This window comes from Microbacterium sp. (genome assembly GCF_043427715.1).
Taxonomy (GTDB): domain Bacteria; phylum Actinomycetota; class Actinomycetes; order Actinomycetales; family Microbacteriaceae; genus Microbacterium.
This window is the reverse complement of the sequence record NZ_JBHWTD010000021.1, coordinates 1-20,838: the sequence shown is the minus strand read 5'-3', so window position 1 is coordinate 20,838 and position 20,838 is coordinate 1. Positions and strand designations below refer to the sequence as shown.

At 69.3% G+C, this 20,838-nt stretch carries 22 protein-coding genes and 1 tRNA gene; 11 read left to right on the top strand and 12 right to left on the bottom strand.

Features of this window, described 5'->3' with window-relative positions; all coding sequences use genetic code 11:
• The 3 genes from ACHFGS_RS02125 to ACHFGS_RS02115 all read left to right on the top strand — a co-directional run.
• On the top strand, positions 1-918 hold a 918-nt coding region (locus ACHFGS_RS02125; protein ID WP_394289093.1), incomplete at its 5' end, for an ABC transporter ATP-binding protein.
• The gene (locus ACHFGS_RS02120; RefSeq protein WP_394279133.1) at positions 894-2,447 is read left to right on the top strand and encodes a hypothetical protein; all 1,554 of its coding nucleotides are present in this window, start codon (positions 894-896) and stop codon (positions 2,445-2,447) included. The genes ACHFGS_RS02125 and ACHFGS_RS02120, both read left to right, overlap by 25 nt.
• Positions 2,448-2,484: 37 nt before the next feature.
• Entirely contained in the window at positions 2,485-2,751 is a 267-nt protein-coding gene (locus tag ACHFGS_RS02115; RefSeq protein WP_394279134.1) for a DUF3039 domain-containing protein, read from the top strand.
• Here the strand turns inward: ACHFGS_RS02115 and ACHFGS_RS02110 are convergent.
• On the bottom strand, positions 2,730-4,061 hold the full coding sequence (locus tag ACHFGS_RS02110; protein ID WP_394279135.1) for a nicotinate phosphoribosyltransferase: 1,332 nt from the start codon (positions 4,059-4,061) through the stop codon (positions 2,730-2,732). The two genes, ACHFGS_RS02115 and ACHFGS_RS02110, sit on opposite strands and share 22 nt — an antisense overlap.
• A gap of 39 nt (positions 4,062-4,100) precedes the next feature.
• Between ACHFGS_RS02110 and murI the strand changes: the two genes are divergently transcribed.
• The 4 genes from murI (at position 4,101) to ACHFGS_RS02090 (ending at position 7,300) form a co-directional block, all read left to right on the top strand.
• A complete protein-coding gene (gene murI / locus ACHFGS_RS02105; RefSeq protein ID WP_394279136.1) occupies positions 4,101-4,928 on the top strand; it encodes a glutamate racemase in 828 nt (275 codons plus the stop codon).
• Positions 4,925-5,662, top strand: coding sequence for a ribonuclease PH (rph, locus tag ACHFGS_RS02100; RefSeq protein ID WP_394279137.1), 738 nt, complete (start codon positions 4,925-4,927; stop codon positions 5,660-5,662). Before murI ends, rph begins: the two co-directional genes overlap by 4 nt.
• A gap of 13 nt (positions 5,663-5,675) precedes the next feature.
• Positions 5,676-6,293, top strand: coding sequence for an RdgB/HAM1 family non-canonical purine NTP pyrophosphatase (rdgB, locus tag ACHFGS_RS02095; protein WP_394279138.1), 618 nt, complete (start codon positions 5,676-5,678; stop codon positions 6,291-6,293).
• A gap of 95 nt (positions 6,294-6,388) precedes the next feature.
• The gene (locus ACHFGS_RS02090; RefSeq protein WP_394279139.1) at positions 6,389-7,300 is read left to right on the top strand and encodes a cation diffusion facilitator family transporter; all 912 of its coding nucleotides are present in this window, start codon (positions 6,389-6,391) and stop codon (positions 7,298-7,300) included.
• A gap of 2 nt (positions 7,301-7,302) precedes the next feature.
• Here ACHFGS_RS02090 and ACHFGS_RS02085 read toward each other — a convergent pair whose 3' ends face one another.
• Positions 7,303-9,696 (bottom strand): ATP-dependent DNA ligase, encoded by a 2,394-nt coding sequence (locus tag ACHFGS_RS02085; protein WP_394279140.1) that lies wholly within the window; start codon positions 9,694-9,696, stop codon positions 7,303-7,305.
• Positions 9,697-9,756: 60 nt separating this feature from the next.
• On the opposite strand from ACHFGS_RS02085, the gene ACHFGS_RS02080 reads away from it, so the two are divergent.
• On the top strand, positions 9,757-10,746 hold the full coding sequence (locus tag ACHFGS_RS02080; protein ID WP_394279141.1) for a Ku protein: 990 nt from the start codon (positions 9,757-9,759) through the stop codon (positions 10,744-10,746).
• Positions 10,747-10,757: 11 nt separating this feature from the next.
• Here ACHFGS_RS02080 and ACHFGS_RS02075 read toward each other — a convergent pair whose 3' ends face one another.
• Entirely contained in the window at positions 10,758-11,525 is a 768-nt protein-coding gene (locus tag ACHFGS_RS02075; protein WP_394279142.1) for a DedA family protein, read from the bottom strand.
• Positions 11,526-11,589: 64 nt separating this feature from the next.
• A tRNA-Leu gene (locus tag ACHFGS_RS02070) sits at positions 11,590-11,671 on the bottom strand.
• 109 nt (positions 11,672-11,780) lie between these two features.
• Between ACHFGS_RS02070 and ACHFGS_RS02065 the strand changes: the two genes are divergently transcribed.
• From ACHFGS_RS02065 to ACHFGS_RS02055, 3 genes are read left to right on the top strand one after another with little or no spacing between them, the layout of a single operon-like run.
• Complete coding sequence (locus ACHFGS_RS02065) at positions 11,781-12,944, top strand: CpaF family protein (RefSeq protein ID WP_394279143.1); 1,164 nt, start codon at positions 11,781-11,783, stop codon at positions 12,942-12,944.
• Positions 12,941-13,798 carry a type II secretion system F family protein gene (locus tag ACHFGS_RS02060; RefSeq protein ID WP_394289092.1) on the top strand — a complete coding sequence of 286 codons (858 nt, stop codon included), beginning with the start codon at positions 12,941-12,943 and terminating at the stop codon, positions 13,796-13,798. Before ACHFGS_RS02065 ends, ACHFGS_RS02060 begins: the two co-directional genes overlap by 4 nt.
• On the top strand, positions 13,795-14,706 hold the full coding sequence (locus ACHFGS_RS02055; RefSeq protein WP_394279248.1) for a type II secretion system F family protein: 912 nt from the start codon (positions 13,795-13,797) through the stop codon (positions 14,704-14,706). The genes ACHFGS_RS02060 and ACHFGS_RS02055 overlap by 4 nt, the downstream gene beginning before the upstream one ends.
• A 623-nt stretch (positions 14,707-15,329) precedes the next feature.
• On the opposite strand, the gene ACHFGS_RS02050 is transcribed toward ACHFGS_RS02055, so the two are convergent.
• The 8 genes from ACHFGS_RS02050 to ACHFGS_RS02015 all read right to left on the bottom strand — a co-directional run bounded on the left by ACHFGS_RS02050 (position 15,330) and on the right by ACHFGS_RS02015 (position 20,695).
• Positions 15,330-16,793, bottom strand: a complete 1,464-nt coding sequence (locus ACHFGS_RS02050; RefSeq protein WP_394279247.1) for a hypothetical protein — start codon at positions 16,791-16,793, stop codon at positions 15,330-15,332.
• Between the two features lie 354 nt (positions 16,794-17,147).
• Complete coding sequence (locus ACHFGS_RS02045) at positions 17,148-17,579, bottom strand: hypothetical protein (protein WP_394279246.1); 432 nt, start codon at positions 17,577-17,579, stop codon at positions 17,148-17,150.
• A gap of 66 nt (positions 17,580-17,645) precedes the next feature.
• Entirely contained in the window at positions 17,646-18,419 is a 774-nt protein-coding gene (locus ACHFGS_RS02040) for a hypothetical protein (RefSeq protein ID WP_394279245.1), read from the bottom strand.
• An 8-nt stretch (positions 18,420-18,427) separates the two neighbouring features.
• Entirely contained in the window at positions 18,428-18,655 is a 228-nt protein-coding gene (locus tag ACHFGS_RS02035; RefSeq protein WP_394279244.1) for a hypothetical protein, read from the bottom strand.
• A 136-nt stretch (positions 18,656-18,791) separates the two neighbouring features.
• Positions 18,792-19,049 carry a WhiB family transcriptional regulator gene (locus ACHFGS_RS02030; RefSeq protein WP_394289091.1) on the bottom strand — a complete coding sequence of 86 codons (258 nt, stop codon included), beginning with the start codon at positions 19,047-19,049 and terminating at the stop codon, positions 18,792-18,794.
• Positions 19,046-19,210, bottom strand: coding sequence for a hypothetical protein (locus tag ACHFGS_RS02025; RefSeq protein ID WP_394279841.1), 165 nt, complete (start codon positions 19,208-19,210; stop codon positions 19,046-19,048). The genes ACHFGS_RS02030 and ACHFGS_RS02025 overlap by 4 nt, the downstream gene beginning before the upstream one ends.
• Positions 19,207-20,307: an AAA family ATPase gene (locus ACHFGS_RS02020; protein WP_394279840.1), complete on the bottom strand. Its 1,101-nt coding sequence runs from the start codon at positions 20,305-20,307 to the stop codon at positions 19,207-19,209. The genes ACHFGS_RS02025 and ACHFGS_RS02020 overlap by 4 nt, the downstream gene beginning before the upstream one ends.
• The gene (locus ACHFGS_RS02015; protein ID WP_394279839.1) at positions 20,300-20,695 is read right to left on the bottom strand and encodes a hypothetical protein; all 396 of its coding nucleotides are present in this window, start codon (positions 20,693-20,695) and stop codon (positions 20,300-20,302) included. Before ACHFGS_RS02015 ends, ACHFGS_RS02020 begins: the two co-directional genes overlap by 8 nt.
• Positions 20,696-20,838 lie beyond the last annotated feature (143 nt).

The window sequence follows — 20,838 nt, the reverse complement described above, 5'->3', positions numbered from 1 at the left end:
GACTCTGAGCCTGAGCCTGAGCCTGAGCCCGTGTCGGATCTCGCGCCCGAGCCTGAGCCTGAGCCCGTGTCGGAGCCGCAGCCCGTCGCGGACGAATCGACCGAGGACGACACCGTCGCGGCCGCCGTGTTCACGGGGGAGGAGGCACCGGCCGAGGACGTTCCGGCGCTCCGTCTGTCCGGAGTCACGAAGGCGTTCGGGTCGACGACGGCTGTGGCCGCGGTGGACCTGGAGATCGCATCGGGCAGCTTCTTCGGACTCGTCGGACCCAACGGCGCCGGAAAGACGACGACGCTCTCGATGATCGCTGGGCTGCTGAGGCCGGATGCCGGGCAGGTCGAGATCGCGGGAGTCGACCTCGCCGGGAACCCCAGCGCCGCGAAGGCGTCGATGGGTGTCCTGCCCGACCGGCTCCGCACCTTCGACAGGCTGACTGGCCGCCAGCTGCTCCACTATTACGGCGTCCTCCGCGGTCTGCGCCCGGCCGTCGCCGCGGAGCGTGCGGCGGAGCTCGCGCGCGCGTTCGAACTCACCGCGGCGCTGAACCGCCCGGTGTCGGACTACTCCGCCGGCATGACGAAGAAGGTCCTCCTCGCGGGTGCCATGATCCACGCGCCCCGACTGCTGGTCCTGGACGAGCCGTTCGAAGCGGTGGACCCTGTCTCCAGCGAGGTGATCCTCGGCATCCTGAGCACCTACGTTGCATCGGGCGGCACCGTGATCCTCTCCAGTCACGGGATGGATCTCGTCGAGCGGGTCTGCGACGGCGTCGCCGTCATCGTCGGCGGCCAGGTGCTGGCGCGCGGGTCGGTGGACGAGGTGCGCGGGGACCACACCCTCGCGGAGCGGTTCGTGCAACTCGCCGGCGGCCGGAGCGACGTGGAAGGCCTGGAGTGGTTGCACACGTACTCCGACTGAGACTCGCGCTGTTCGCCGGAGCGCTCCGCGGCCGCCCCGCCGTCGTCGCCACCCGGGTGGTCGCGGGATTCGCCCTCATCGTCCTGGTCGTCGCCGTCTGCGCCGCCGTGGCGCGCCTCGATGCCGCCGAGATGCCGACCACCGCGACCGTGACGGTCGTCGTGGGTGCGGTCGTCACCGCCGGGTTCCTGTTCGTCCCGCTGCTGACCGGCGCGGAGGACCCGCTCGATCCTCGACGATTCGGGCCCCTCGGGCTCGATCCGCGCAGCGTGGCGGGGGCCGCTCTCCTCGCATCGGTCGTCGGGCTGCCCGGTCTCGTGCTCCTCGCGATGAGCGTCGCCTTCGCTGTCGCGTGGAGCGGGCACGGCGCGCCATGGGCGCTGTCGGTGTTCGCCGCATCGATGGGCATCCTCACGTGCCTCCTCGCGGCGCGCTGCGGCATGGCGGTCGGCGCGCTCGCGCTTCGCGACCGACGCACCCCGCAGCTGACGGGCGTGCTCGCCGCGGCCGGCGCCATCCTCGTGGTCCCGGTCGTCGTGTTCCTGGCTTCCCTGGACTGGCGCGACGGACTTCCGGGCCCGCTCACGGATGCCGCGGCCGCTCTGTCGGTGTCCCCGCTGGGCGCTGCGTGGGCGATCCCCCTCCGCGAGGGCGGCGACCTGGCGCGGTCGATCGTCGTCGCGGTGCTGACGCTGCTGGCGCTGGCGGCGCTGTGGTGGTGGCTGGTCGCTCGGATGCTGACGACGACCGTCCGGCCGGTGCCGCACCCCGAGCGCCGTGGTCTCGGCTGGTTCGCCGTCATGCCCGGGATCCCGAGCGGGGCAATCGCTGCGCGCAGCACCGTCTACTGGCTGGCAGACCCCCGCTACCTCGCGAACATCGTCATCGTGCCGATCGCCGCCGTGCTCGCGGTGCTCCCGCTCCTCTTCGTCGGAGTGCCCCCGGAGACGGCAGCGCTCATCCCGGCGCCGCTGATGGCGCTCCTGCTCGGCTGGCTGACCCACAACGACCTCGCCTACGACGGCACCGGCATCTGGATGCACATCGCCGCGGGCGTGAGAGGCGTGTCCGATCGTGTGGGCCGGCTCGCCCCCGTCCTGCTCGTATCCATCCCGCTGCTCGTCGCCGCCATCACCGTCTCGATGTGGGTGCACGACGACTGGGCGGTCCTTCCCGCGATGGTGGGCGTCTGCGCGAGCCTGTTCCTCTCGGGCGCGGGCCTGGGATCGGTGTCGTCCGTCCTCGCGCCCTACCCGGCGACGCGGCCGGGCGACGGGCCCTTCGAGCAGCCGCAGCGGACCGGTGGGACGGCGTCGCAGGCCGCGGTCCTGCTCGGCGCGGTGATCTTCAGCATCCCCGCACTCTGGTGGGCGTGGCTCACCCTCACCCGGGATGTCTCCTTCGCGTCGACCGCGCTGTGGGGAGGGATCGCCATCGGCGGGGCTGTCCTCCTCGGCGGCGTCGCCCTCGGCGGCGTGATCTTCGACCGCCGGTGGAGCCGGATCATGGAGTTCGCCGAAACGATGTGACCCTGCTCGGTCGTCCCGCGCGGATTAGAATCGGGGCATGAGCACCCCGATCGACAGCCCCGACCAGGGCGGCCTCTCGCTCCTCGACCGCGAGCTCGAGGAGCTCATCCGCGAGGAGACGATCGAGCCGGGCGACCACGAGCGCTTCTCCCACTACGTGAAGAAGGACAAGATCCTCGAATCGGCCATCACCGGCAAGCCGGTGCGCGCGCTGTGCGGCAAGAAGTGGACGCCGGGCCGCGACCCGGAGAAGTTCCCGGTGTGCCCGACGTGCAAGGAGATCTACGCCTCGATGTCCTCGTAGACCGTCGGGAGGGCGGGGTCGGCGCGGCTGAGGGCGAGCGCTTTCACGGGCAGCTCCTCACGCACCAGGAGGTGGTGCGCCCGAGCGGCCGCGACGCCGGCGGGTCCTTCGTACGCGGCATCCGTCTGCCCGTTCTCGACGAGGACGACCTGAAGCGCGCGCGCGTCGGCGCGGTCGGTCGCCGCGGCGGGACGCTCGAATCCGTCGGCCACGACGATGAGCTCGCCCGTCGCGACGCCGCGGTCGTTGCGCGTGCGGAAGGCGGTCTTCCGGCCGCCCACGGACGCCTTCGATGTCGATGCCTTCGCGACCGGTACCCAGCCGCCGTCGTCATCCTGCCGGGCAACGAGCTTGTAGACCATGCCCGCGGTGGGTGATCCCGAGCCGGTGACGACGGAGGTTCCCACGCCGTAGGAATCGACGGGGGATGCCGCGAGCGCGGCGATCGCGAATTCGTCGAGGTCGCTGGTCACCGTGATCTTCGTCTCGGTCGCGCCGAGCTGGTCGAGCTGGGCGCGCACGGATGCCGCCACCGTGGGGAGGTCGCCCGAGTCGAGGCGGACACCGCCGAGCCCGGTGCCGGCGACCGCGATCGCGGTGGCGACGCCCTGCTCGATGTCGTAGGTGTCCACGAGGAGGGTCGTACCGACCCCGAGCGAGTCGATCTGGCTGCGGAACGCCTCCTCCTCGCTGTCGTGCAGCAGGGTCCACGAGTGCGCCGCGGTTCCCATCGTGGGAACGCCCCAGGCGCGTCCGGCTTCGAGGTTGCTGGTGGCGGAGAACCCCGCGATGTAGGCCGCACGCGCGGCGGCGACCGCCGAGCGTTCCGCGGCCCGCCGGGAGCCCATCTCGGCGAGGGGTCGATCGCCCGCGGCGATGCTCATGCGGGCAGCGGCGGTCGCGACGGCGGAGTCGTGGTTCAGCACGCTCAGCGCGAGGGTCTCGAGGATCACCGCTTCGGCGAAGGTCCCCTCCACGGTGAGGATGGGGGAGCCGGGGAAGTAGAGCTCGCCTTCGCGGTATCCGCTGATCGTGCCCGAGAAGCGGTAGTCCGCGAGGAACCGGATCGTCTCGGCGCTGACGACGTCGTTGTCCCGGAGGAAGGCCAGCTCCTCCTCGTCGAAACGGAAGTCGCGCACGAGCGACAGCAGGCGGCCGGTGCCCGCGACGACACCGAAGCGGCGGGCTCCGGGGAGGCGGCGCGCGAAGAGTTCGAAGACACAGCGCCGCGACGCGGTGCCGTCGCGGAGAGCGGCATCGAGCATCGTGAGCTCGTACCGGTCGGTCAGCAGCGACGTGGGGGTGCTCATGCGGTCACTCTATCCAGGGCGCGACTAGGCTTGATGACCGTGACGGACGCACCCATCGGAATCTTCGACTCCGGGGTCGGCGGACTGACCGTCGCCCGGGCCGTCTCCCAGCTTCTCCCACGCGAGTCGATCGTCTACATCGGCGACACCGCGCACTCGCCCTACGGCCCGAAGCCGATCGCCGACGTCCGTCGGTACGGGCTCGAAGTCCTCGATGCGCTGGTCGACGAGGGCGTCAAGATGCTCGTGATCGCCTGCAACACGGCATCCGCTGCTCTGCTGCGTGATGCGCGGGAGCGCTACGACGTGCCGGTGGTCGAAGTCATCGGGCCGGCTGTGCGGACAGCGATCTCCACGACGCGGATCGGCCGGATCGGCGTGATCGGCACCGAGGGCACGATCGGGTCGGGCGTCTACCAGGACATGCTGGGCGTGAACGAGCGGCTGACCGTGTTCGCTCAGGCCTGCCCGCGCTTCGTGGAGTTCGTCGAGGCGGGTATCACCGACACCCCCGAGGTGCTGAAGGTGGCGGAGGAGTACCTCGCGCCCCTCCGTCACGCGGGAGTCGACACCGTCGTGCTCGGCTGCACGCACTACCCGTTCCTGGAGGGGGCGATCAGCTACGTCATGGGGCCTGATGTGTCGCTCGTCTCGAGCGACACCGAGACCGCCAAGGACGTCTACCGTCAGCTGGTCTCCCGTGACCTGCTGGCCGGGCCGGACGCCGAACCCACTCACCTGTACGAGGCGACGGGGGAGTCGGCCGACGACTTCCTCCGCCTCGCCGACCGGATGATGGGACGGGGCGTCAGCGCCGTCCGTCTCGTGCAGACCGGCGCCATCGACCTACCGAAGGGAACGCAATGACCCAGATCACCCGCGCCGACGGGCGCACCGTCGACCAGCTGCGACCGATCACGATCGAGCGCGGCTGGAGCGCGCACGCCGAAGGCTCGGCGTTGATCTCCTTCGGCGGCACGAAGGTCCTCTGCACCGCCTCGTTCACCAACGGTGTGCCGCGCTGGCTGACCGGCAAGGGCAAGGGCTGGGTCACCGCGGAGTACGCGATGCTGCCGCGCGCCACGAACTCCCGCAACGACCGCGAGTCCATCAAGGGCAAGGTCGGCGGCCGCACGCACGAGATCTCCCGCCTCATCGGCCGCGCACTGCGCGCCGTCGTCGACACCAAGGCGCTGGGCGAGAACACGATCGTCATCGACTGCGACGTGCTGCAGGCCGACGGCGGCACCCGCACGGCCGCGATCACGGGCGCGTACGTCGCCCTCGCCGACGCGATCGAATGGGGCCGGGCGAAGGGCTTCGTCGGCAAGAACGCCAAGGCTCTCATCGACTCGGTCGCCGCGGTGTCCGTCGGCATCATCGACGGCGAGCCCATGCTCGACCTCGCCTACGTCGAGGACGTGCGCGCCGAGACCGACATGAACGTCGTGGTCACCGGTCGCGGCCTGTTCGTCGAGGTGCAGGGGACCGCCGAGGGCGCGCCCTTCGACAAGCGCGAACTCGACGCGCTCCTCGACCTCGGTGTCGCCGGCTGCGCGGACCTCCGCGACCAGCAGACGGCCGCTCTCGCGAGCGCCTGAACCGGGCCGTTCGATGACGGATGCCGCATCCCGCCGGGTCGTCCTGGCCACGCACAACGCGCACAAGGTGGCGGAGTTCGGGGCGATCGTCGCCGCGACGCGTCCTGACCTGGAGGTCATCGGGTACGACGGGCCGGAGCCGGTCGAGGATGGCGTGACGTTCGCGCAGAACGCGCTGATCAAGGCGCGCGCCGCCGCAGCGCACACGGGCCTGCCGGCGATGGCTGACGACTCCGGCATCCGCGTCGATGTGCTCGGCGGCTCGCCCGGCGTCTTCTCGGCGTACTGGGCCGGACACAAGAAGGACGGCGTCGCGAACTACGAGCTCCTCCTCGACCAGTTGTCCGACATCGCCGATCCGCACCGCACGGCGCAGTTCGTGTCGACGATCGCCCTCGTCATCCCCCAAGCCGATGGCGGAGCGCCCGTCGAGCACGTGGTCGAAGGCGTGTGGCCGGGACGCCTCGCCACCGTGCCGGCGGGCGAGAACGGGTTCGGCTACGACCCGGTCTTCGTCCCCGACGACGGCGAGGGGCGCACCGCCGCGCAGCTCAGCGCGGCGGAGAAGAACGCGCTGTCGCACCGCGCCCGCGCGTTCGTCGCCCTCGCGCCGCTGCTCACCTCGCTCTGACGCGCGCCGCGATCCGCGCGAGAACGAGAACGGCACTCATTCCCGACTGGGCCGCGGGACCCCCCGCGGGAACGCTCCGGGCATAGCCTGAAGGCATGCACGATCATGCGCCCCGCGGCATCCGGGCGGGAGGGCCGAGACGACTGCTCGCGCTCTCGCTCGCGATCACGGCGACCGTGCTCGTCGTGCAGGTGATCGGCGCGGTCCTCACCGGATCGCTGGCGCTGCTCGCCGACGCGGGGCACATGTTCACCGACAGTTCGGCTCTCGTCGTGGCGCTCGTCGCCGCGACCGTCGCCGCGCGGCCCGCCGACGACCGGCAGACCTACGGGTATCAGCGCGCAGAGGTGTTCGGAGCGCTCATCAACGCGATCATCCTCGTGGTGCTGTGCGCCGTGATCGCGGTCGAAGCCGTCCGCCGCCTCCTCGATCCGGTCGACACCGAGGTGCAGGGGCTCCCGATGATGGTCGTCGCCCTCATCGGGCTGGTCGCCAACGGGGTATCGCTGTGGCTGCTCAGCATCGCCCAGCGCACGAGCATCAACGCGCGCGGCGCCTACCTCGAGGTGCTCGGCGACCTGCTCGGCTCCGTCGTCGTGCTCGTCGCCGCCGTCGTGGTGTGGCAGACCGGGTGGATGCCGGCCGACGCCGTCGCGAGCCTCGCCATCGCGGTGCTGATCGTCCCGCGGGCTGTCGGACTCCTCCGGGAGGTCGTCGCGGTTCTCGGCGAGCGCGCGCCCTCGGGCACCCGAGTGCCCGACATCCGTGAGCACCTGCGTGATGCGAAGGGGGTGGTCGACGTCCACGACGTGCACGTCTGGCAGCTCACCCGCGGAGCGCCTGTCTTCACCGCCCACATCGTCGTGGCCCAGGAGGTCTTCGATGAAGGACGGGCGGGGACGCTGCTGGCCGAGCTGCAGTCCTGTCTTGCGGAGCACTTCGACGTCGCCCATTCAACCTTCCAGCTCGAGCCCGCCGGCCACATCGAGCACGACCACCACGCCTGAGGTCAGTCGCCCTCCTCGAACACGATCTCCTCGGGCGTGACGTCCGACCGGATGCCGCGCCACCGGGCATGGCGGAGGGTGCCCCCGGCCGTGATCTCGGCGTACTCGACCTCACCCACCAGAGCGGGGCGCACCCACAGGGAGTCGGACGCCTCAACGCGTCCGATGTCGACGAACGGATTCTCGTCGGTCCGCAGCGGCTGCAGCGCGGCATCCAGTCGGGCGAGGGTGCCGTCGCTGAAGCCCGACCCGACGCGACCGATGTAGTGGAGGCCGTCGGGGGTGGGGACCCCCATCAGGAGAGACCCGATGGCGCCGCCGCGTGACCCCTTGCCGGGACGGATGCCGCCGATCACGACCTCCTGCATGCGTGTGAGCTTGACCTTGAGCCACTGGTCGCTGCGGACGCCGCGACGGTAGAGCGATGCCGGGTCCTTGACCATGACACCCTCCAGTCCCAGCTGCCGTGCCGTCTCGAGGGCGTCGTCGACGTCATCCGCGACGGGCGGCAGCACCACGCGCGGGATCGTCCCGCCGGCGACCTCCTCCAGCAGTTCGCGGCGCTCACGGAGAGGGAGGGCGCCGGTGTCCCGCCCGTCGAACTCGAGCAGGTCGAAAAGCATCAGCTGCACCGGGATGCGCTCAGCCTCCCGCTCGATCTCGCGCGGTTTGGACAGGTGCATCCGATGCTGCAGCAGCGAGAAGCTCGGGCGGCCCCGCTCATCGAGGGCGACGATCTCGCCGTCGAGTACGGCCGGTGCCGGCCCGAACCCCGGATCGGGTGCCGTCAGCTCGGGGTACCGCGCCGTGATGTCGGTGCCGCTCCGGGCGCGCAGCTGAAGGTGCGTGCCGTCCCACAGCGCCAGGGCGCGGACGCCGTCCCACTTGAACTCGACCCACGGTCCCCAGCGCTCAGCCGCCTGGCGAGCGAGCGGCGCCGAGGCGTTCGTCGCCAGCATCGGCGCGGGCTTCGCTGGCGGCTGCGCTGCCGCCACGGGGTGGGATCGGGGGGAGTGCGAGGAGCGCGGCGTGCGGGGCGCCGCGGCATCCGTTTTCATCCGATGCAGCAGCCACTGCGACTTCTCACCGGCGCCGCTCGTTCGGATGAGCGCGAGCCGCACGGAGCCGAGCGGTCCGTCCGGCTGACCGTGCAGCGTGAAGATCACCTCGTCGTCACGCCACTTCTCGATCTCGACGGTGCCGGTGTCCCACACCGTCATCGTTCCCGCGCCGTATTCGCCGGCGGGGATCTCGCCCGCGAAGTCGAGATACTCCATCGGGTGAGGCTCGGTCATGACGGCGAGATGGTTCTTCTCCGCCGAGCCCGGGATGCCACGTGGCACCGCCCAGCTGACGAGGACCCCGCGCCGTTCGAGCCGCAGGTCGTAGTGCAGCCTGCGGGCGTGGTGCTCTTGGATGACGAACCGCGAGCCGTCCTCGGCCGCTCCGGCGGGGGAGTCGGGGACGGGTTCAGGGGTCCGGTCGGCAGCGCGCTTGGCGATGTAGCTGGCGAGGGGACCGGCATCCGCCGGCGCGAGCGACGCGAACAGGTCGCCGTGCACGGCGATGCGCTCGGCCATCTCGTGGAACTGCACGTGGCGGAGGTCCGGGTCGTCGAGCTCCTCCCAGGTGCGCGGGGCCGCGACCGACGGCTGCTCGCGCCCGCGCATCGAGTATGGCGCGATCGTGGTCTTCTTGCCGTTGTTCTGGCTCCAGTCGAGGAAGACCTTGCCGCCGCGCGCGGCTTTCGCCATCTGACTGACGACGAGATCGGGGTGATCGGCTTCGAGCAGGCGGGCAAGCTCTTTCGCGAACGCGCTGATCTCGTCGCTCGTGCGGGAGCGGTCGAGCGGCGCATAGAGGTGGATCCCCTTGCTGCCGCTGGTGACCGGCATCGGGTCCATCCCCAGGTCGAGGAGGATCTCGCGGGCCCACCGGGCGACCTCGGCGCACTCGGCGAGTCCGACGCCGGGACCCGGGTCGAGGTCGAGCACGAGCCGGTCGGGGTTCTGCCGGGCGCCGTCGGAGTCGAAGCGCCACTGCGGGACGTGGAGCTCGATCGAGGCGACCTGCGCCAGGTAGACCAGGGAGGGCACGCCGTCAGCCAGCGGGTAGTCCTTGGCCCCGGTGGAATGCTCGATCGGTCGCCGCAGGAGCCACTCCGGCGCGCCCGGCTCGAGGTGCTTCGCGAAGAACGACCCCTCGCCGGTGCCGTCGGGCCAGCGGATGCGGGTGATGGGCCTGCCGTCGAGGTGCGGGAGCATGACCGGCGCGACGGTCACGAGGTAGTCGATCACCTCGCCTTTGGTGGTCCCGGTGGCGGGGAACATCACCTTGTCGAGGTTCGACAGTCGCAGGCGCCGTCCGTCGACGGTGACGTCCTGCGTGCCTGGCATGGGCCCAGGCTAGTGCGCAAGACCTGTCGCACCGGGTTGTGACGGGTGTGTACTGGTGTGATGAGAGCGATCTGGAAGGGTGCGCTGACGTTCGGACTCGTCAACGTGCCGGTGAAGGTGTACTCGGCGACCGAGGACCACGACGTCTCGCTGCACCAGGTGCACGCCGCCGACGGCGGTCGCATCCGGTACCAGCGCATCTGCGAGATCGACGGCGAGGTGGTGCCGTACGCCGATATCGACAAGGCCTACGACGACGGCGAGCGGACCGTCGTGCTCACCTCCGACGACTTCGCGGCGCTGCCCTCGGAGCGCAGCCGCGAGATCGAGGTCGTCGAGTTCGTGCCGACCGAGCAGATCGACCTTCTCACCCTCGACAAGGCCTACTACCTCGAACCGGACTCCTCCTCGCCGAAGGCCTACGTCCTGCTGCGCCAGACGCTTGAGCAGACCGACCGCACCGCCATCGTGCGCTTCGCGCTGCGTCAGAAGACGCGGCTCGCGGCGCTCCGCGTCCGCGGTGACGTGCTCGTGCTGCAGACCCTGTTGTGGGCCGATGAAGTGCGGGAGGCCTCGTTCCCGTCGCTCGACGAGCCGGTGAAGATCTCGGCCAAGGAGCTCGAACTCTCGGCATCCCTCGTCGACAGCTTCTCGAGCGATTTTGACCCGACCGAGTTCACCGACGAATACCAGAAGGAGCTGCGCACCCTCATCGAGGCGAAGCTCGAGAAGGGCGACGCGTTCGACACCGCCGAGACGTTCGGTGAGAAGTCGGATGCCGGTGGGGGCGAGGTCATCGACCTGATGGAGGCGCTGCGGGCGAGCGTCGAGAAGAGTCGCGCAGCCCGCGAGGGGAGCAGTTCGGGAGCATCGTCGAAGTCATCGAGCGCGACGTCGTCCGCCGCGAAGAACCCTGGGCCGGCGAAGAACCCTGGGCCGGCGAAGAAATCTGCGCCCGCGAAGAAGGAGCCGGCATCGAAGAAGGATGCCGCGAAGTCCGGCGCCGCGAAGGAGACCGCCACCAAGCCCGCGAAGAAGAAGGCGTCCTGACGGGACGCTGATCAGCTGCGCGGGTCGCGCTCGGGAGTGTCGTCGACGGCGTCCTGGTCGAGGACCAGTTCGCGTGCCTCCGCGGCATCCGTCCGACCATCGGGGCCCGCGGCCATCTCGCGGGCGACCTTCCGCTTCTCCGCGAAGTAGTGCCAGATGATGAAGACGACCGTGCCGGCGACGGCGACGAGCAGGATGATGTCGATGTATTCGGCGACGAACGGTCCGACGCCCGGGATCAGGCTCACCAGGTAGCCGAAGACGGTCAAGCCGAAGCCCCAGAGGACCGCGCCGATGAAGTTGTAGAGGGTGTAGCGGTGCCAGGCCATCTTGCCGACGCCGGCTGCGACCGGGGCGAAGGTCCGGACGATCGGCACGAAGCGGGCGAGGATGACGGTGACACCGCCGTAGCGCTCGAAGAATCCGTTGGTCCGTTCGACGTTGCGACGACTGAAGAAGCCGGATTCCTTGCGCTCGAAGACGGCGGGACCGCCCTTGCGGCCGATGATGTAGCCGACTTCTCCGCCGACGAAGGCCGCCAATCCGATGAGAAGGCCGACGATCCAGACGTTGACGCCGAACACGCCGTGCGGGGCGTGGGTGACCGGGTTCGAGAGGAGCCCGGCCATGATCAGGAGGGTGTCGCCGGGCAGAAGGAAGCCGACGAGCAGTCCGGTTTCGGCGAAGACGATGAAGCAGACGACCGCGAGCGCCCAGGGGCCCGCGGCGTTGATGATCGTCTCCGGGTCGAGCCACGGGATGAGAGCGAAGGAGTGCACGGTTTCCTCGGTGACGCGGGTCGTCAATCGGCGGGTGAAAGAGATGACGCAGCGGACTGCCTCGTGCGGAAGGGGGGACTTGAACCCCCACGCCCGAAGGCACAGGAACCTAAACCCTGCGTGTCTGCCAATTTCACCACTCCCGCGAGTGGGTCCAGTCTAAGCGGCCCTGCGACGCGTACACGGGTGATGACGAGCACGGCCGTGTGGATAACTTCGGGCGCACGGTCGTGACCGTTGGAATGATCGCTGACCATGAGCCTCGCGTCTCCCGTCACCGCATCCGGCGGCCTCGCCGCGGTGGTCGAGCGCGTGCGCGAACGCCTCCGGGCCGAGCAGGTGGACCCCGCTCACGACCCGGATCGGGCGGCTTTCATCGCCCGCGCCGAGATCCGGCGGCACAACGACTTCGCCCTCGCGCGTGGCGTCGATGTGATCGACGACGAAGCGGCATCCGCTCGGGAGATTCTCTCCCGGGTCTCGGGGTACGGACCCCTGCAGGCGCTGCTCGACGATCCTGACGTGGAGGAGATCTGGATCAACGCCCCGGATCGGATCCACTTCGCGCGCCAGGGTCGGAGCGAGCGTTCACCGCTCGTGCTGAGCGAGACCGCGGTCCGCGATCTCGTCGAGCGGATGCTCCACGCGACCGGGCGCCGCGTCGACCTGAGCCAGCCGTTCGTCGATGCGTCCCTGCCCGACGGCTCCCGGCTGCACGTCGTGATCCCCGACATCACCCGCCGCCACTGGGCCGTCAACATCCGGAAGTTCCTCACCCGCTACCGCACCCTCGACGACCTCGTCCGGAGCGGTTCGCTCACCGCCGGTGCCGCGGGCGTGCTTCGGGATGCGATGCGACGCGGAGCCAGCGTCATCGTCTCGGGTGCCACCCACGCCGGCAAGACGACACTGCTCGGAGCTCTCGTCGCCGCGAGCCCGAGCGAGCACCGCGTCGTCACCGTCGAGGAGACCTTCGAACTCGCCGTCCGCGTGCACGACATCGTGGCGCTGCAAGGACGTCAGCCGAGCCTCGAGGGCACCGGGGAGGTGAGCCTGCGACGGCTCGTGAAAGAGGCGCTGCGGATGCGCCCCGACCGGCTGGTCGTCGGAGAGGTGCGCGGAGAGGAGGCGCTCGACCTGATCCTCGCCCTGAACACCGGCGTGCCCGGTGCCGCCACCATCCACGCCAATTCCGCCCCCGAGGCCCTCCGGAAGCTCTCCGCCCTGCCGCTGCTGGCCGGCCGCAACATCGACCACGGGTTCCTCCTCCCGGCCATCGCCGACTCCGTCGATCTCGTCGTGCACTGCGAACGGGATGCCGAAGGCCGCCGCCGGGTGGCCGAGATCATCGAACCCACGGGCGCGGTCGTCGACGGGGTCATCGTGACCCGGACGCTCTTCCCGCGGGAGCTGCGATGACGACCGTCCTCGGCGTCGTCCTCGGGGCCGGGGTCATCCTCGTCCTGGCGCCCTGGCTGTGGCCGGCCGGTGGGCAGCGCCCCACCCGGTCGGGGGGTCGCGCGCTCGAGCGGCTTCTCGCGTCGGCGGGATACGCGCATGCGAGTGGTGGGCACCTCATCGCGGCATCGGTCGCGAGCGGCGTGGTGGCCGGAGCAGCGGTCTGGCTGGTGACGTCGCTCCCCGCCTTCGCGGCCGTCGCGGTGGCGGCGGCCGGTTTCGCCCCCGTCGTCTGGCTTCGGGGAAAGGCGCGGCGGCTGCAGAAGTCGCGCCGCGCGCTCTGGCCCGATGTCTGCGACCTGCTCGTCGCATCGGTGCGGTCGGGCATGTCACTGCCTGACGCCGTGGCCGCCCTCGGAGAGGCCGGCCCACCGCCCCTCCGACCCGCCTTCGCCGCCTTCGCCCACGATGTCGCCGCGTCAGGGCACTTCGATTCGGGCGCCCTGCGCCTGAAGGCACGCCTCGCCGACCCGGTCGCCGATCGGATCATCGAAGCGCTGCGAATGGCGAGGCAGGTCGGCGGCACGGAACTCACCGCCGTCCTGAGATCGTTGTCGGCATCCGTCCGGGCAGAGGCCGCGCTCCGCTCCGAGATCGAAGCCCGTCAGTCGTGGATCCGGGGTGCCGCTGTGCTCGGCGTGGTGGCACCCTGGGTGATCCTCGGCCTTCTCGCCCTGCGCCCCGAGGGGGCAGCCGCCTACTCCAGCCCCGACGGCGTCATGGTCATCCTCATCGGCGCGGTGGTCTCCGTCGTCGCGTACCGGCTCATGGCGAGGATCGGCCGCCTGCCCGAGCCGAGGCGGTGGTTCGCATGACGGGAGTCACGGCGCTCGCGCTCGCGGTCGTCCTCGGCGGATCGCTCGCGGCAGGCCTCGTGCTGATGTCGACGCGGGTGCCGCGGCTCGCGGCGCCGACGCTGTCGCGCAGGCTCGCTCCCTACCTCCGCGACCTCGCGGATCCGCGGGGGATGACGCCCCTCGCGCCCGTCGTCATGACCTGGCGTACGCGACGCGACCGGTGGGTGGCATCGCTCGGCGGCGCCGCCGGCGTCGAACAGAGGCTTCGCCAGGCGGGCATCGCTCGCGATGCCGCGTGGTTCCGGGCCCGGCAGCTGTCCTGGTTGATCGTCGGCGCGGCTGTCGGCGGCGTCACCGTCGTCGTCCTCGCGCTGAGCGGGCGCTTCTCCGTCCCGGCTGCGACGCTGCCGATCGTCGGCGCGGTCGCTGCCGTGGTGGTCGTCGACTCCTGGCTGTCGGCAGCGGCACGTCGTCGTCGTGCGCGGGTGGAGGAGGAGCTCCCCACCGTCCTGGAGTTCCTGTCGCTGTGTCTCGCCGCAGGCGAAGGGCTCCGCGACGCGCTGTCCCGAGTGGGCGACGTGGGCTCGGGAGAGCTCACCGCCGAAGTGCGCCGTGCAGTCCTCGACAGCGGGACGGGTTCCAACCTCTCCGACGCGCTGACAGACCTCGGTCGGCGGCTGGACGTGCCCGCGCTCTCACGGGCCGTCGAACACCTCGTCGCCGCGCTGGATCGCGGCGCGCCACTGGTGAGCGTCCTCCAGGCGCAGGCTGCCGACGCGCGGGAGGACGCGAAACGGACCCTGATCGAGCAGGCGGGGCGGAAGGAGATCGCGATGCTCTTTCCGATCGTCTTCCTCTTGCTTCCGATGAGCATCCTCTTCGCCGTGTTCCCGGGTATCGCCATGCTGCGCCTCGGGATCGGCTGATCCGACCTTCGATGAAAGGAAGAACGATGATGCGAACACTGATGACACGCCTCCGGACGGCGTGGGGTGGGGTTCTCCGGGACACCGCCGAGGATGAGCGGGGAGATGTGCCCGGGTGGGTGCTCATCACGCTCATGACGGCCGGTTTGCAAGACTGAACATTTATGGCGTTTTGGGAAGCAGTCGGTTCGACGCGCTCGTCCTAGCCGACGCGGGCCGTCGCGAGAACGGGCGCTGGAAGCGTGGGTCCGTGCATATTGGAGAATCCTCCAATATCGCCGTTCTGGATCACGCTCCGCACCTCGCGGCGCGATCGCTATTTCGGAATCCCGTAACAGCAGCACGTGGCGGGAGGCGCAACCTCCGAACGTCCCGAATCCGTGCCGTCTGCGAAGTCATGGAAGCGCCTGCTCTCGCAGGCCGGCGCAGTATTTGCGGACTCGCAAACAGCAGGCCGGTCCCGCAGGCAACTGCGAAGATTTTCGCTGTCGAAGCGACATTTACTGAATCCGGTAAATCTACCTGGCGTAATGCGCTGAATCAGACCGGTGCTGTTCTGGATCACGCTCCGGCTCAGGTTGGTACACCTGCCGCTCGGTCGCGCCAACCGAGGACGAGCGGGCTCACAGGATGACCATTTCCCGCTTTCCCGCTCGTCGTGGTCGGACGCCTTGCAGCACCCGCAATGCGAGGGCACCGGCGATCAGCGGGGACACGTCCGAGCCGCCGGTGCCGATGAGCTTCCACCCGCGGCCGTCGTCGAATGTTGAGCGTGTGGCGGTCTCTGCGGCCGCATCCAGGCGGGGGTCGGCGTGGATGAGCTTCCGTTCGCGTACCGCCCTCACGAGGCCATCACAGGCCAGTGTGAGGTCGCGGCTCGTCGCCGTCACGATGCGCTTATGAGCGGACCCATCACGGATGCCAGCGGCGTTGAAGTCCGCCGTCAGGTCACCCGTCCGCATCGGGTCGAACGTGACGAGCATGCGCGGGCTCTTGTCCTTGAGCTTCGCGATCGCGTCGGCGACCCAGTCGAGGCCGGGGCCGGCGTCGAGCACCCGCAACCCCCACTTGCCACCCTTCAGCGGGACAGCCTCGGTGACGGTCGTCCACTCCGCATCGAACGTGCAGTCGACGCCGAAGACGCGCACCGGCCCGTTTGTGAAGTCGTAACCCGGATCCCGATCCGGGAGAGCGCGGGAACCTTCCGCCCACAATGCTTCGTCGAGCGCCAAAGGGTCACCGCCGGAGCGGCCCCACTCGCCGAGACGTTCGCGGCGGAACACGTCCGGGCGGGCTTTCAGGGTCTCCCACTCGTCGGCGATCTTCGACTCCATCACGATGACGCCGAGGCTCGGGTTTGTGCGCGCCCACACCGCCCGATCGTCGGGGGCGTCATACGGCTCGCATGACCACTCCGACCACGACAGGCGCGGGTCGCCGCCCGTGTGAGCTGCGGCGCGCATATCGGTGAACACCTCACCCTTCTTCGAGTACGGGGGCGTACCCATGAGGATCTGCTGCGTCCGCGATTCACCCTGACCGGAGAGCGTCGGGACCATCGCGCCGAAGGTCAGGTAGTCGAGCTCCTGCGCCTCGTCACAGATGATCGTCCGGAAACCGAGACCACGGGTTGCTGACTTCGACCGGGCACTGAACTTCACCTCCGCGCCATTCGTGAACAGGATCCGCTCCTGCCCGTTCGCGGTACGCACAGACGACACCATCGCCGCGACGGCAGGCACAGCGTCGAGGATCGACCGGAACCGGGCGAAAGACTCCTGCATCGTGCGGACCTCGTGCGCCGTCCACAACACCCGCTCACCGAGCAGCACCGCCTTCGCCAGCGTGACGACCTCGAGCACGACACCCTTACCCGACTGACGCGGAACGGCGCACGCATACCGGGTGGCAGCGTAATCACCGCCACCCGTCAGCCCGAGGATGCGGCTCACCTGCTCGGCCTGCCACGGCAACAGCGTTACACCGGCGATCGTGGCGAGTTCGAGAGCTTCCTCCGCGGTCGACGAGTCGGGGCTGATCGGCACGACCTCGAACGTCGGAGTCTGAGATCCGGTGAGGCCGTTCACTTCGCACCTCGAGCCGCGCGCCGAGCCAGCAGATCATCGACCGGTGACGAGGCCCCAGCGGCCGCTGTGAGGGCACGGAACGCGGATTCGATGTCGAGCATCACCCGAGCCAGAGACGCCGTCTCACGGGCGCTCTCAGTGTCATCCAGACGCTTCGCGACGATCAGCCGCAACTCCCGCAAACGTGCAGCGGCATCCTCCGGATTCTGTTCAATCGCTCGCAACATCGAGCGGGGGTGCGTGGGCTTCATATGGTCCTCATTTCAGTCCTTGGCGTTTGAACGGCCCTGGGGGTACGACCAATGCCGGTGGTGAGAGCGTGATGCGGGATGGGGAGGGGTTTAGAGCCAGGGGTCAGCCGGCGGTGAATCGGTGTGTTGCAGTGGTTTGTCCGGGTGTCGCTCGTCCGGGTAGTGGTGGGCCGTTGCCGTCGAGTGGGTGCCAGTATCCGGTGACGGGCTTGTTGGCGGGTTTGCGGCGTTGCGTTCCCTTCGCCCCTGCCCGTTCGTTGCATACGGCGTGGGATGGTGCGACCTGCTCGATGTGGTCGGCTCCGCCTGCTGCGTGCGCGACGATGTGGTCGGCGTGGAATGCGAGCGGGCGGTGTGTGCCGACGAGCCACCATTCCCCGGTGCGGCGGGCGTCTTTGTCGGCTTCGCCTTGGGTTCGGTAGTCGATGGGGCCGAGGGTGCCGCGGCAGAGGTGGCAGGGTGTGTTGTTCGCGCGGCCTTGGGCGCGGACGGCCGCGGCGATGCGCTTCCATGTGGCGGTGGCAGTGCGAGACATTCGGGTGCCTTCTGTTGGGAGGGTGGGGGCCGGATCTGGTCTGATCCGACCCCCGTCCGGGTTGGGTTAGGCGTCGACGGTTTCGAGGTCGGCGGCGTCTTCGGGGTCGTACTGGACGGGCGTCCATCCGATGCCGCTTCGTTCCATCCGGGTTTCGATGGGGGCGGGCTCTCGGTAGGGTGCGAGCTCGTCGAGCTTGGGCGCGTGGATCGTGGCGCCCAGTTCGATGAGGTCGGCCCACCGGTTCTCGTGGTCCCAGGCTTCCCAGATGCGGCGGCGGTGGATGCCGGTGGCGGTGATGGTGGCTCCGATGGCCCAGGTCTTCCCGGATGCTGCGTGGCCGGCGAGGCGGGCTGCTGCGAGGAGGGGTTCGATGAGGCCGTCGAGGGTGGCGCGCTGCGTCTGCCCCTCGGCCCACGCCTTCCTGGAGCGCTCAGGCGCGTTGATGAGGGTGCCGGGTTCGGTGGTCACGGGCACGGTGTTGTGCGCCTTCGTGAAGGCTTCGGCGGCCGCGTTGAACCGGTCCGCGAGGGTGTTCCAGTTGGAGGTGGCGACGGTCTCGTAGAGGGCGCGGATGCGTCGGTTCGCTTCCTGCTGCATGGCCGTGGTGACGGCCGCGTGGTCGACGGGGTTCGCGGTCTGCTCGATGAGGGCGAGCGCGCGGAGGTTGAGGATCTGGTCCTCGGGTGCGTCGTCCGCGACGGCTTGCGCGAACCTCTCGGTGAAGTGGTGCGGGAAGTCGAAGTAGCGGGCGCTGCGCTCCTGCAGGGCGGTGAGCTCCTCGGGGATGGTGCCGCCGTTGTCGGCGATGGTGGCGAGGTCGATGTCGAAGGTGTTCATGGGTTCTCCTATCGGGTGAAGTGGGTTCCGTGGCTGAGGGGTGCGCCGATGGCGCGTGCGAGGGCGGCGTCGTCGTTGAGGGCGATTGGTCCGCCGAGTGCGTTTGAGATGGTGTTGAGCGCGTCCGCATTGGTGTCGGGGCTCATGCCGTTTTCGATGGCGGCGATCTCGTCCTCTGAGACGTCGGGGCGAGTGGCGCGGATGAGCGATCTGAGCAGTTCGTCTCGCTGGGTCATTGCGGGTTCTCCTTGGGGTAGGTGGGTGTGGTGAAGCCGGTTCTGCGGGCTGCTTGCCGCCTGTGTAGTTCGTCCTCGAGGTCTTTCAGTCGGCCGGGTTTGGTGCTGGTGTGCTTGTTGGTCCATCGGCGGGGCATCAGTGTTGTCTCCTTCGTTTCGTGCTGGGGTAGGTGCGTCCTGCCCAGACGCCCGCTTCGGGTCGCGCGGCTTCCGCGTATGCCCTGCAGAGTCGGAGGAGGGGGCAGGGGTTGCAGACGGTGCGCTTCAGTTCCGCGGCTTCGCCGGGGGCGTAGGCGTTGGCGTCGAGGATGAATCTCGGGTCGTTGCTGCACGGGGGTGTCGTCTCGTTGAGAGCCGCGTGAAGGGCGAGGTATTCGGCGTCACCGCGGCTCATGCGTCGATCTCCCGTGTCCAGAGCGGTTCGGTGATGTCGGCGGGTTTGTCGGTCGAGATCTGCTCGTAGTACCTGGTGAGTTCGCGGGCGAACGCTGCGGGGTTGTTCCAGGTGCGGGTGAGCTCGTCGAAGTTGTCGGGCTTGGGCGCGGGGCGCTTCATGATGCGGTTCCTCCACATTTCGAACACCGCGCGCCGACAGTGACACCGTGCGTGCAGGTGCCGGGGTCATCCCACACACCCCCATATGTGTGTGTAGGAAGTGTCGGATCTGTAGGAACGTTGTCTCCGTTTCCTACACTTCCTACGGTTCCTACAGGCCCATACAGGCCCCGCTCGAACCGTTCGATGCGCTCCGACCGGAACGCACGCAGCAGGTACGTGCCCGCATCCTTCTCAGAGATCTCGAGCGCCTCCGCGACGTCAGCTGCGCGCGTGCCCTCCGGGTGTGCGTTTACGTACTCGATGATCGCGGCGGAGTTGGAGCCGAGACCGGCGGTGATGCGCTTGTTCGCCAGGGCGATCGCGGCGGCGGTGAGCGTTCCCGCTGCCAGCACCCAGCGCGCGCCCACCTTGTTGACGGCGTACTCACCCTCGGCTGCGTCTCGTGACGTGACCGACAGACTTCCGGACGCGTCGTTTCGTTCGCGTCGAAGGACGAGGATCGAGTCCGCGGAACCGGCGAGGCCTTGCGTCCCTGACACGCTGTCGAGGAAGTCGTCTCCCTGAGCCTTCCGCGTGTGGTGAACCACGATCACCGCGCCACCCGTCACCGAGTCGGCTACGGCTTTCAGCCCGCCGCCCACGCGGTAGTCACGCTGATAGTCGGACTCGCCGGCCGATGCCGGGGGCGCGATCTTCCCGAGCGTGTCGATAATCACCACGGGGGCGTCGTCGGCACGCTCAGCCATGAAAGCTGACGCCTCGCGGAGCACGTCGCCTGCGTCCACGCTGGTCTGCAGGTACAGGTTCGACGGGTACTCAGTGACCTCGAGCATGTTCAGACGGTCTTGCAGCCGCCGGGGGGTGTCCTCGAGCGCCATGTACAGGACTGGCCGTTCACGGTCGATCGGAACAGCGCCGAGCGCTTTCCCGGCGACTGCGAGCTGGTAGGCGAGGTCGAGCACGAGCCACGACTTCCCGATCTTCGGAGGTGCGGCCAAGATGGTGAGCCCTTCCGGAACGATGCCGGGGATCACGTACTCGACTGGTTTGAACTTCATGACCATGAGGTCCGCCATGCTGATGCGATTAGCCACGTGCGGCCTCCGCTCGTTCGCCGGCGATGCGGTCGAGTTCGTCCCACTGCGCAGCCGTGGCACGGCGCGCCAGAGCAACGTCGAAGTCCTTCAGCAGCGCGGCGTGCCGCGCCCGGGCCTCTTCCGAGTTGTACGCGACCGCGTAGAACCGGTCTGCGTTGGCGTTGGCCTGGTCGATGCGGCTCTGCGCGGCTTCCTGGCCGGCGCGGAAACCTTCACGCCAGAGATCCCACAGCTCGGCGCGGAGTTCGTGAGCGGGTCGGCGGCGTTCGATGACGTCGACCGGTGTGGCGGGGTACGCGGATCGACGTCCGGTCGTATCCTGTGAGTGAACCCGCCCGCCAGCAAGGTTCTCGAGCCCCGGCCCTGCCGGGGTTTCGACATTCACGGGGCCACCTGACGGTCGTGGGGACCCCGACCCTGGTCGCCGACGTCATGGAGCAGTGGTTCATCCAGGGCGGGGCCGACGGGTTCAACATCCTCCCCGCGATGCTCCCACACGGATTGGACGAGTTCGTCGACAAGGTCGTC